Below are 10381 nucleotides of genomic sequence, written 5' to 3' on the forward strand. Positions count from 1 at the left end.
CGGTCGGGCTGTCGAACGAGTAGAGCAGCCACTCGTCCACCCGGAACGGGCGATGGAACCACAGCGCATGGTCCAGGCTCGCCATCTGCACGTTGTGCGTGTAGTAGGAGATGCCGTGCGGCAGGGTGGCCGTGCCGATCAGGTTGAAATCCGAGGCATAGGCCAGCAGCGAGCGCTGCAGCATCGGCGAATCGCTGACCGGCGCGGTAAGACGGAACCAGATGTGCTGGATCGGCGGCCGCTTGGTCGGATGCAGCTTGTCCTGCGGCCAGACATGGCGAAATTCGAACGGCGCATCCACGCCCAGCCAGCGCTGCAGCTTCTCCGGCAGCTTGGTCAGCTGCTCCGGCGGCACGGCCTGCATCGGCTCGATGTCCTCGGGCATGGGCACTTCGGGCATCGAGGACTGATGCTCGAAGCCGGTCTCCGGCACCTGGAAGGAAATCGATCCGTTGAGGATGGGCTGGCCGTGCTGGATCGCCACCACCCGGCGGGAGGAGAACGTGCCGCCGTCGCGCGTGCGCTCCACGTTGTAGACGATGGGCGCCTTGATGTCGCCCGCGCGCAGGAAATAGGCGTGCAGCGAATGGGCTTCGCGATCGGCATCCACGGTGCGCTGGGCGGCAGACAAGGCCTGGCCCAGCACCTGGCCGCCGAACACGAAATGCGTACCGATGTCCCGGCTCTGGCCGCGGAACAGGTTGTCCTCCAGACGCTCCAGTTCGAGCAGGTCGACGAGTTCGCGGACGTGGTTTTCCGTCATGGAGAGCAGGCTCGGTATAGGTGGCCGGGAATTATAGCGACGCGCCGACCGTCGCGGTCGGGAAGGGCTGGCAGACGGGCGGATAGCGCCGACGGTATTCATCGCTCCACGACCAAGGGGGCGGTGATGGAACACTTTTCAGACTGGGAACGCCAATGCCTGCTGGATGTGCCAGGCGTTGGCCTGGCGGTGGTATCCCGCCTGGAGCAGATCGGCATCAGCACGCTGGACCAACTCGCCGGCGTTGAGGTCGACGACGTGCTCCTGCAGATCAGCACCCTGCTGGGCGCCACCTGTTGGCGCAGCAGCCCGCAGGCGCGCGTCGCCGTGATGCTGGCCGTGGCGCTGGCTCGCCATTCGCCCCCGCTGACGTCTAGCCGTTAGGCGGGGTCCATCGGGTCAGCCCACTGCCTTCCAGCACCTCGGCCCAGGGGAACAGCGGGCCTGGATCGAGCTTGCGCGGCACATCCAGGGCCGGATCGTCGGTGGCCGGCAGACGGTCCGTGTCCAGCTGCTCGTGGCCGGCGATCAGCTGCAGGCGAGGGAAGTCCTGCCTCAGCTGGGCCAGCAGGGCACGCAGCGCGGCGAGCTGGGCAGGCGGGTAGGGCTCGGTCATGGTCTGGCGGCGGGAATCCCACCACTCCGGGTAGCGACCCAGGTTCACCAGTTCGATGCCGATGGAATACGGGTTGTGGCCGCGCACGTGGTGGGCCACGCGGGTGCCTGGCACATAGCGGTAAATGCTGCCGTCGCGGTCGATGTAGTAATGCCCGCTGGCGCCCGCGCCGCTGTCATAGAGCACACGCTCGCCGTACTCGCGGGCCGTGGCCAGATCGGGTAGTTCGGTGCAGTGGATGACCACCATCTCCACCGCGTCAGCGGGACGCTCTGGCAGCAGGGAGACGTAGGGGAGGGGCTGATCTGTGATGGTCAGAGGCATGGGCTGGCAGTCTAGCGACGGTGGGCCGGGACGTCGCCTGTTACCATGCGCGGCCAGATGGACGCAGTAGTGGAGACCGCGATGCGCGGCCAGATCATTCTTTCGCACGGTTCGGATTCCGGTCCGGACGCCACCAAGGTCAGCGTGCTGGCCGGCTTCGCCGAGTCCCTGGGCTGGAAAACCCAGCGTCCGGACTATCGCAGCGACGACCTGCCGGGCTACGCGGGTTCGGTGGCTCCGCGCGTGGAGCGTCTGCTGGCGGCCATCGATACGCTCGACGCGCCGCCGATCCTGGTCGGTTCCAGCATGGGTTCCTTCGTGTCCGGCCTGGCCTCGTTGCAGCGCCCGGTGGCCGGCCTGTTCCTGTTGGCGACGCCCAGCGAGATCCCCGGCTACCGCCAGGCATTCGATCTGGCCGAGGGCGTGCCCACCTTGCTCTACCACGGCTGGCGCGATGACGTCTGCCCGCCCGAAGGGGTGATCAGCTTCTCCGCCCGCCGTCGACTGCCTCTGATCGTGGTCGATGACGACCACCGCCTGAGCGACAGCGTCGATCGCATCGTCGACCAGTTCGGCTTGTTCCTTACTTCTTTGGCGGCCGCATGAGCGCTTTCTTTGCCACGTGCCCCAAGGGCCTCGAATACCTGCTGCGCGACGAACTGGTGGCGCTGGGCGCCGAAGACGTGCGCGAGGCATTGGCCGGCGTGCATTTCGCCGGCACGCTGGAGACCGCTTACCGGGCCTGCCTGTGGTCGCGCCTGGCCAGCCGTGTGCTATTGCCGCTGGCCGACTTCGACGCCGCCACGGACGACGCGCTTTACGCGGGCGTGCAGGCGATCGACTGGTCAAAGCACCTCGCCTCGCACGCCACCCTGGCGGTCGACGCCAATTCGGCGCAGAGCAAGCTCACCCATAGCCAGTTCATCGCCCAGCGCGTGAAAGACGCAGTGGTCGATCAGTTCCGCCAGCGCGATGGTTCGCGCCCCGCTGTGGATACCGACGAGCCGGACGTGCGCATCAATCTTCGCCTGCGCCGTGACCGCGCGACGCTGTCGCTCGACCTGGCCGGCTCGCCGCTGCATCGCCGTGGCTGGCGCGAAGTGCAGGGCGAAGCACCGCTGAAGGAAAACCTGGCCGCTGCGATGTTGTTGCGCGCGCGTTGGCCGGAGATCTATGCCGAAGGCGGCGCGCTGCTCGATCCCATGTGTGGCTCGGGCACGCTGCTGGTCGAAGGCGCCTGGATGGCCGCGGATGTGGCACCTGGCCTGCACCGCGAGTACTACGGTTTCCTGGGCTGGGCGCAGCACGACATCGCCGTCTGGCGCAGCCTGCTCGATGACGCGCGCCAGCGTGCCGAAGCGGGCCTGCGTTCCCTGCGTAGCTGCTTCTTCGGCAGCGATGCGGATTCGCGCATGGTGCAGACGGCCAAGCGCAATGCGCAGGAAGCGGGCGTCGCCGGCTTCCTCACGCTAGACAAGCACGACGCCACCCATGTGTCGCCGCCGCCGGGCTATACGCGCGGACTGGTGATCACCAACCCGCCGTACGGCGAGCGTCTGGGCGACCGCGTGGAAATGCCGCGCCTTTACCGCGCCCTGGGCGAAACCCTGCGCGAGCGCTTTGCCGGCTGGCGCGCCGCCGTGCTGGCAGGCGATGCGGAACTGGGGCAGGCGATCCCGCTGCGCGCCGAAAAGAAATACGCGCTCTACAACGGCGCCCTGGAAACGCAGCTGCTGGTGTTTGAACTGCACGCGCGCAGCGAGACCCCGCGCGAAGTGAAGCCGCTTTCCGAAGGCGCGCAGATGCTGCGCAATCGCCTCGAAAAGAACCTGCGCAACCTGCGCAAGCGCCTTGACCGCGAAGACATCCATTGCTGGCGCGCTTACGACCAGGACCTGCCCGAATACGCGGCCGCCATCGACGTCTACGGCAGGGAAGGCGCGGAGCCCTGGCTGCACATCCAGGAGTACCGGGCACCGGCCGAGATCCCCGTCGAAACGGCACGCCACCGCCTGCGCGAGATCGTGCGCGTGGCCGGCGAAGTGCTGGGCGTCCCGCGCGACCGCATTGCGCTGAAGACGCGTGAGCGCGGCAAGGGCGGCTCCAAGTACGGCCAGTTCGACCAGCGTGGCGAGTTCATCGAGGTGGCCGAAGGCGGCCTGCGCTTCCTTGCCAACCTTACCGATTACCTGGACACCGGCCTGTTCATCGACCACCGGCTGGTGCGCGGCAAGCTCCGCGAGCTGGCCTCGGGCCGCCGCTTCCTCAACCTGTTTGCCTATACGGCGACGGCCAGCGTCTATGCGGCGGCGGGCGAGGCGCGCGATACCACTAGCGTGGACCTGTCGGCCACCTACCTGGACTGGGCGTCGCGCAATCTTGCGCTCAATGGCTTCACCGGCGGCAAGCATCGCCTGATGCAGGCAGACGCGATGAGCTTCCTCAAGCAGGACAAGGAACGCTACGGGCTGATCTATGTCGACCCGCCGACCTTCTCCAACTCCAAGCGGGCGGAAGACTTCGATGTCCAGCGCGATCACGCCCAGCTCCTGCTGGCTTGCGCGGAACGTCTTTCCAGCGATGGCGTGATCGTGTTTTCGAACAACTTCCGCCGCTTCAAGCTGAACCATGAGGCGCTGGCTGAACGGTTCATCATCGAGGACTGGAGTGCCCCCAGCATCCCGTTTGATTTCACCCGCCGGTCCGATATCCACGGCTGCTGGCTGCTGCGCCTGCATCCCCAGGAATCGCCTTGGGGCGAGAGTGTGAACCACGTCAGGAACAAGGCCAGGCGTTAAGCATTTTCACGCTTTCTACTCAGTCCGGATTCAGCGCAAAAGTCACAGCATTGATCCCGGCAAAGAGCGATAGAAGGCAACGTCCAATCCTTCTGTCGGAATCAAGCCTCCCTTGGGAGACAAACTCATGAATAAGACGAAGATTTCCACCATCAAGCGCGTTGCAGTGGCCGCGGCCATGATCGTTGGCTGTGTCGCCRTTGCCCCGGCGTTCGCGGGCCACGTCAGCTTGAACGTGGGCATCGGTCTGCCGGCCGTTGGCGTGGGTTATTACGCTCCGGCCCCGGTGGTGTACGCACCGCCTCCGCCGGTGTATTACGCGCCGGCTCCGGTCGTCTACGGCGGTCCCGTCTACGGTGGCCCGGTGGTTTACCCGGCCGTAGGCGTCGTGGTGGGTGGCCATGGCGGCTACTACCATCACGGTGGTTACCACGACCGCGGCTACTACAATCGCGGCGGCTACCGCTACTACGGTCACTGATCGCGCAGGCGTTCGTTGATACGGAAGAAACCCGGCCTGGCGCCGGGTTTCTTTTTTGTGGCAGTGGCGATACCAAAGGAGCATCGCGGGTGCGCACTTTTCAACGTTTCGCCATCTTCACATCACACCGTTTGAACGTTCTGTCCGGCATCGTTTACGTATGTCACGGCGCAATGATCGCGGTATGAGTCTTCATAAAATCTCTGGCATGTCCGACGGCCCCGTGACCGCCTCCCGGAGGCCCCGATGACCTTGGCGCATTCGGCCGCGCAAGCCGAGGCGCTGACGCTGCGATTCCGGAGAATCCGCTCCCGCAGCATGGCCTTGTGTGCGTCGCTCACCCCCGAAGACATGATGGTGCAGTCGATGCCGGACGCCAGCCCCGCGAAGTGGCATCTTGCGCACACCACCTGGTTCTTCGAACGCTTCGTGCTCGAGCGCGATCCGGCTTACCGGTCGCCGCATCCGGAGTGGAACTACCTGTTCAACTCCTACTACCAGAGTGTGGGTCCGATGCACGCCCGCCCGCGCCGCGGCCTGCTCTCGCGCCCGGGCGTCGCGCAGATACGCGACTACCGCGCGAAGGTGGACGAGGCGGTCAGCGACTGGCTGTCGCGGGATGTGGACGCCACCACGATGGGCATCATTGAACTGGGGCTGGAGCACGAACAGCAGCACCAGGAGCTATTGCTCACCGACATCAAGCATGCGTTTTTCATCAACCCGCTGCTGCCTGCCTACACCGCTCCGCTGAGCTCGTCGTCGGCGACGACCTCGGTGCCCATGAGCTTCATCGCGGGCCAGGAGGGCATCGTGGAGATCGGCCACCGCGGCGGCGGTTTCGCGTTCGACAACGAATCGCCACGGCACCGCAGCCTGTTGCAGCCGCATGCGCTGGCGAACCGGMCGGTGACCAATGCCGAGTACGCGGCCTTCGTGCACGACGGCGGTTATGAGGAGCCCTCGCTTTGGTTGTCCGAAGGGTGGGACACCATAAGCCGCGAACAATGGCAGCGGCCGTTCTACTGGCAGGAAGATCTCGCCAGCGAATTCACCCTGGCCGGCGTGCAGGCGATCGACCCGAATGCGCCGGTGAGCCATATCAGCTACTTCGAAGCCGACGCGTTTGCGCGCTGGGCCGGCATGCGCCTGCCCACCGAAGCGGAGTGGGAAAGTGCGGCTGCCACCTTGCCGGTGCAGGGCAACCTACTTGATACCACGTCGTTCCATCCCCAAGCAGCGAAGGGCGGGGACGGCCTGCTCCAGATTTTTGGCGATGTCTGGGAATGGACGGCCTCACCCTATGTGAGCTATCCCGGCTTCCGGCCGCTGGCTGGCGCGCTGGGCGAATACAACGGCAAATTCATGAACGGACAGTGGGTATTGCGCGGTGGCTCTTGCGCGACGCCCCGCGAACACCTACGTGCGACGTACCGGAATTTCTTTCCTCCCCATGCCCGCTGGCAGTTCATGGGGATACGCCTGGGACAGGACCGATGAGTGTGCAAGCTTTCGATATCCGCGACGATGACCGCCGCCCACCGGTCGACGACCTGCTCGGCATCGTGCAGCGCGGGCTGCGCGCGCAGCCCAAGCGATTGCCCTCCTGGTTGTTCTATGACGAGCGTGGCTCGCAGTTGTTCGAAGAGATCTGCGAGCAACCCGAGTACTACCTGACGCGCGCCGAGATCGCGCTGATGGATGCGCATGCGGKCGATATCGCCGATGTATTGGGCGAGGACGTGCGCCTGGTCGAATACGGCAGCGGCAACGCGATCAAGACGCGCATGCTGCTCGAACATCTGCACGCGCCGGTGTCCTACGTGCCGGTGGAGATTTCCGCCGAGCCGCTGCGCAACAGCACCCAGGCCTTGAACGAGCGCTTCCCGGGCGTGCCGGTGCAAGCCTTGCATGCGGACTTTACCCGTCCGCTGCGCTTGCCGATCCCGCCGCGTGCGCCGCGCCGCACGGTGATCTATTTCCCCGGCTCCACCATCGGCAATTTCGAGGCGCGCGACGCCGCCGAACTGCTGCGCAAGATGCGCGGCGAGATGGGCGACAACGGCGGCATCCTGATCGGCGCCGACCTGAAGAAGGACACCGCCACCATCGAGGCGGCGTACAACGACAAGGCGGGCGTCACCGCGGAGTTCACCCTCAACCTGCTGATGCGTCTGAACCGCGAACTGGGCAGCGACTTCGACCTGTCGGCGTTCCGTCATCGCGCGCACTACAACGCGATGGCTGGCCGCATCGAAACCTTCATCGTCAGCAGCAAGGACCAGAAGGTGCGCGTGGGCAAGCAGCAGGTGGGTTTCACTGCGGAGGAGGCGATGCAGGTGGAATACAGCTGCAAGTACTCGCCCGAGGATTTCGCCGCGCTGGCCGGCAAGGCGGGTCTCGCCATTGCCCATGAGTGGACCGACCCGCAGGGCATGTTCGCCGTCTACTATCTCGTACGCGCCGGCGCCCGCGTCGCCTGAGCGATGGAGCGCGCTTGCGCACAAGCGCGCTCACACTCTCAAGGGCTGAACACCAGCACCAGGAACACCACAAACATCGACAGGTGCACCGCGCCTTCGAGCATGGTGGTGCGCCAGCCAGAGAAGGTCAGCGTGCTCAGCACCAGGGTGGAAGCGAGCACCACCATGCTGGCCGGCGGCAGGCCGAGCACTACGGGTTTGCCCGTGAACAGCCCGATGGCGAGTACGGCCGGCACGGTGAGGCCAACCGTCGATGCAGCGCCGCCCAGGCACAGGTTGATCGCGCGCGTGAGTTGGTCGCGGCGTATTGCGATGAGCGCCGAAATGCCTTCGGGCGTGAACACCAGCATGGCGATGATGACGCCGCCCAGCGCATGCGGCGCGCCCGTCGCCGCGATCCCGTAATCGAGCACCTTGGCCAGGCTCTTGGAGAGAATCACGATGGGCAGGATGTTGACCAGCAGCATGATCAGATGCAGCGCCATCTCGCCCTTGCGCGCGCGGCGCGGAGGCGCGGGAGGCTCTTCGGGCACGATCGCGTCGGTGTCCGAGCGTGGCGCCACGAAGTAGCCCTGGTGGCGTCCCGTCTGCAGCCACAGGAATAAGCCATAGAGGCCGATGGTGAGGATGGAGAAGCTCACCGCCTGCACTGGCGTCAGCGAGCCGTCCGGGGTCGAGGCGGTGAAGCTGGGCAGCACCAGCGCGATCATCGCCAGCGGAATGATCACCGCGAGGAAGGCGGAGGCGCCATGCAGGTTGTACGCCTGCTCGTGATGGCGCATGCCGCCGATCAGCAAGCCTATTCCCACCACGCCGTTCAATACGATCATCAGTACCGCGTACATGGTGTCGCGGGCGAGCGTCGCCGTATCGCCCGCGCCGAGCATCACTGCGGAGATCAGTACCACCTCGATCAACACGATGGACAGCGTGAGCACCAGCGTGCCTACCGGCTCGCCGAGCAGGCCCGCCAGTTCCTCCGCCTCGTGCACCACGCCGAACGAGCCCCATACGATCACCACGAACAGCCACGCGAACAGCGAGATGCCGATGGCGTGGTTGCTGAGGTGCTGCATCCAGTCCGAGCCAAAGATCAGGAACATCGCCACGGTGGCCCACGCAATGGCGGGGCGCAGGAACATCTTCGGCTGCAACAGTGGCTGCTCTTCGGTGAGAGTCGAGTCGAGTGTCATGATGGCTCCGGCTCAGTGGGTATCGCTCAGTATGCCGCCATAGCTGGCAGGGTCGACATCGGCGATCGATTGCGAGAACGTCCAGCGATGGCCGCCGATGTCTTCAAGCGAATACTGGCGTTCGCCATAGGGGTAGTCTGCAGGCGGGCGAAGCACACGCGCACCGTTGGCTGTGGCCTGCGCATGATGCTCGTCGACATTTGCCACATGAACCATCACACCGTGCGAATGATCGACCACGTGGCCGCCATCGGCGCGTTCCGTGACCACGATGCAGGTGCCCTCATAGATCAACTGCACGCGGTGATCGCCGATGCGCAAGCGCTCGCGAAAGCCGAGCGCCCGGCATAACCAGGCCGAGGCCGCCAGGACATCGGGATAGGCCAGCTCGGGAATGATGACGCCCGGCGGCATGGAGCGGTTGCTGATCATGGAAACCTTCCTGGTCGCGATGCACGAACAAGCTTGCCACGATGCGTCACGCGGCGTGCTCAGCCGGTGATTTCGATGCCGCGCACCAGTCGCTTGGCCAGGCGCGGCTGGCGCAGTTGTTCCAGCCACCACGACAGGGCGCGTCCTTCCTGGTCGCCACGCCAGGCCACGTAAAGCACATTGGGTTCGCGTGGATCGGCCATGCGTTTTTCCACCAGTTCGCCGCTCTTGAGCAAGCCGGCGACGCGCTGGCGAGGCAGCCAGCCCACGCCGAGGCCTTCTTTCTGTGCATGGATCTTTGCCGCCATGCTCGGCACCGCCAGCGWGGCTTGCCCRCCGAYCAKGCCRTAGGCGCGWCCSSCSGWGCYGCGCGATGAATCGGCCACCACCACGCTGCGGTGGCGCGTGACCACTTCGCGTTCCAGCGGCTCGCCAGCCTTGGCCAGCGGATGCCTCGGCGATATGGCGAACACCCAATCCATCACGCCCAATTCGAACCAGCGCAATTTCGGAATGACCGGCGGCTCGTTGGTGGCGCCCACGATGAGGTCGGCACGGCCATCGCGCAGCGCCTCCCAGGTGCCACCGAGCACCTCGTGCGTCATGCGCAGGGCTACACCCGATTGCAGAGCATCGAAGCTGCGGATCACGGGTGAGAAGAGTTCGAACTCGATGATTTCATCGGTGACGATCCACAGCCGGTCTTCCCAGCCGCTGGCGATCTGCTTCACGCGGCGGCTTAGGCGCGACACGTCCTGCATCAGCCGCGCAGCTTCCAGTGCGAGCAATTGGCCGGCGGGAGTCAGTTGCAGSCGGTAGCGGCGGCGGTCGAACAACAGGGCGTCRAAGCGGSYTTCGAGTTGSCGSGCGGCRTGYGAGATGGTSGAKGGSGCTTTGCCRAGGCGKGCKGCSGCGCGGGASAGGCTGCCRCTTTCSCKAATGGCTTCCAGCAGGGCCAGTTCGTCTTCGGACAACATGTTCGGGCCTTTCGAACGAGTGTGGGGGGATGGTACGACAAGGGGTTGGGTTTGGTTGTGGGCTTTCTTTCGGCTGGCTTGGGTGCCCGTCAGACTGCGACTTTCTCCCTCTCGCCGCAGGGGAGAGGGTTGGGGTGAGGGGCGGGTGCTCGCGGGAACGTTTCTATTTGTAGTTCTTGCGCGGCAGGAACCAAGAGCCTCGGTATTTAGTTGTCGCGTTATCGCGATCTGGCTCGCCTGCCGCGGGCTTCCGTCCTCCTGCCGGAGGCCGGGTTACTTTCTCTTGCTTGCCCAAGAGAAAGTAACCAAAGAGA

The 10381-nt window shown here is 65.3% G+C and carries 11 protein-coding genes; 6 read left to right on the forward strand and 5 right to left on the reverse strand.

What is annotated here, in order from left to right; genetic code table 11:
* A partial coding sequence (locus tag AC1DMG_RS16255; protein ID WP_477180764.1) for an acyl-CoA thioesterase occupies window positions 1-763 on the reverse strand: 763 nt, incomplete at its 3' end.
* A 126-nt stretch (window positions 764-889) separates the two neighbouring features.
* Here AC1DMG_RS16255 and AC1DMG_RS16260 point away from each other — a divergent pair.
* The gene (locus AC1DMG_RS16260; RefSeq protein WP_441604182.1) at window positions 890-1147 is read left to right on the forward strand and encodes a helix-hairpin-helix domain-containing protein; all 258 of its coding nucleotides are present in this window, start codon (window positions 890-892) and stop codon (window positions 1145-1147) included.
* On the opposite strand, the gene AC1DMG_RS16265 is transcribed toward AC1DMG_RS16260, so the two are convergent.
* Window positions 1137-1703, reverse strand: a complete 567-nt coding sequence (locus AC1DMG_RS16265) for an N-acetylmuramoyl-L-alanine amidase (RefSeq protein WP_441604181.1) — start codon at window positions 1701-1703, stop codon at window positions 1137-1139. The genes AC1DMG_RS16260 and AC1DMG_RS16265 overlap by 11 nt on opposite strands.
* 81 nt (window positions 1704-1784) lie before the next feature.
* On the opposite strand from AC1DMG_RS16265, the gene AC1DMG_RS16270 reads away from it, so the two are divergent.
* The 5 genes from AC1DMG_RS16270 (at window position 1785) to egtD (ending at window position 7465) form a co-directional block, all read left to right on the forward strand.
* Complete coding sequence (locus AC1DMG_RS16270) at window positions 1785-2309, forward strand: alpha/beta hydrolase (protein ID WP_441604180.1); 525 nt, start codon at window positions 1785-1787, stop codon at window positions 2307-2309.
* A complete protein-coding gene (rlmKL, locus tag AC1DMG_RS16275) occupies window positions 2306-4501 on the forward strand; it encodes a bifunctional 23S rRNA (guanine(2069)-N(7))-methyltransferase RlmK/23S rRNA (guanine(2445)-N(2))-methyltransferase RlmL (protein ID WP_441604179.1) in 2196 nt (731 codons plus the stop codon). The genes AC1DMG_RS16270 and rlmKL overlap by 4 nt, the downstream gene beginning before the upstream one ends.
* 127 nt (window positions 4502-4628) lie before the next feature.
* A complete protein-coding gene (locus AC1DMG_RS16280) occupies window positions 4629-4982 on the forward strand; it encodes a hypothetical protein (RefSeq protein WP_477180765.1) in 354 nt (117 codons plus the stop codon).
* Window positions 4983-5228: 246 nt separating this feature from the next.
* Window positions 5229-6482 carry an ergothioneine biosynthesis protein EgtB gene (gene egtB, locus AC1DMG_RS16285; RefSeq protein WP_477180766.1) on the forward strand — a complete coding sequence of 418 codons (1254 nt, stop codon included), beginning with the start codon at window positions 5229-5231 and terminating at the stop codon, window positions 6480-6482.
* Window positions 6479-7465 (forward strand): L-histidine N(alpha)-methyltransferase, encoded by a 987-nt coding sequence (egtD, locus tag AC1DMG_RS16290; RefSeq protein ID WP_477180767.1) that lies wholly within the window; start codon window positions 6479-6481, stop codon window positions 7463-7465. Before egtB ends, egtD begins: the two co-directional genes overlap by 4 nt.
* 38 nt (window positions 7466-7503) lie before the next feature.
* Here egtD and AC1DMG_RS16295 read toward each other — a convergent pair whose 3' ends face one another.
* The 3 genes from AC1DMG_RS16295 to AC1DMG_RS16305 are packed head-to-tail and all read right to left on the reverse strand — an operon-like array spanning window position 7504 to window position 10067.
* Window positions 7504-8658, reverse strand: coding sequence for a calcium:cation antiporter (locus tag AC1DMG_RS16295; RefSeq protein ID WP_441604175.1), 1155 nt, complete (start codon window positions 8656-8658; stop codon window positions 7504-7506).
* A gap of 12 nt (window positions 8659-8670) precedes the next feature.
* Window positions 8671-9090 (reverse strand): VOC family protein, encoded by a 420-nt coding sequence (locus tag AC1DMG_RS16300; RefSeq protein ID WP_441604174.1) that lies wholly within the window; start codon window positions 9088-9090, stop codon window positions 8671-8673.
* A 59-nt stretch (window positions 9091-9149) separates the two neighbouring features.
* Window positions 9150-10067 carry a LysR family transcriptional regulator gene (locus tag AC1DMG_RS16305; RefSeq protein WP_477180768.1) on the reverse strand — a complete coding sequence of 306 codons (918 nt, stop codon included), beginning with the start codon at window positions 10065-10067 and terminating at the stop codon, window positions 9150-9152.
* Window positions 10068-10381 lie beyond the last annotated feature (314 nt).

It is taken from the genome of Dyella sp. 01N36, from assembly GCF_056399745.1.

Coding starts and splice junctions, on each gene's coding strand:
- AC1DMG_RS16295 (WP_441604175.1), bottom strand. CDS start 8,658: ATGACACTCGACTCGACTCTCACCGAAGAGCAGCCACTGTTGCAGCCG.
- AC1DMG_RS16270 (WP_441604180.1), top strand. CDS start 1,785: ATGCGCGGCCAGATCATTCTTTCGCACGGTTCGGATTCCGGTCCGGAC.
- rlmKL (WP_441604179.1), top strand. CDS start 2,306: ATGAGCGCTTTCTTTGCCACGTGCCCCAAGGGCCTCGAATACCTGCTG.
- AC1DMG_RS16265 (WP_441604181.1), bottom strand. CDS start 1,703: ATGCCTCTGACCATCACAGATCAGCCCCTCCCCTACGTCTCCCTGCTG.
- AC1DMG_RS16260 (WP_441604182.1), top strand. CDS start 890: ATGGAACACTTTTCAGACTGGGAACGCCAATGCCTGCTGGATGTGCCA.
- AC1DMG_RS16300 (WP_441604174.1), bottom strand. CDS start 9,090: ATGATCAGCAACCGCTCCATGCCGCCGGGCGTCATCATTCCCGAGCTG.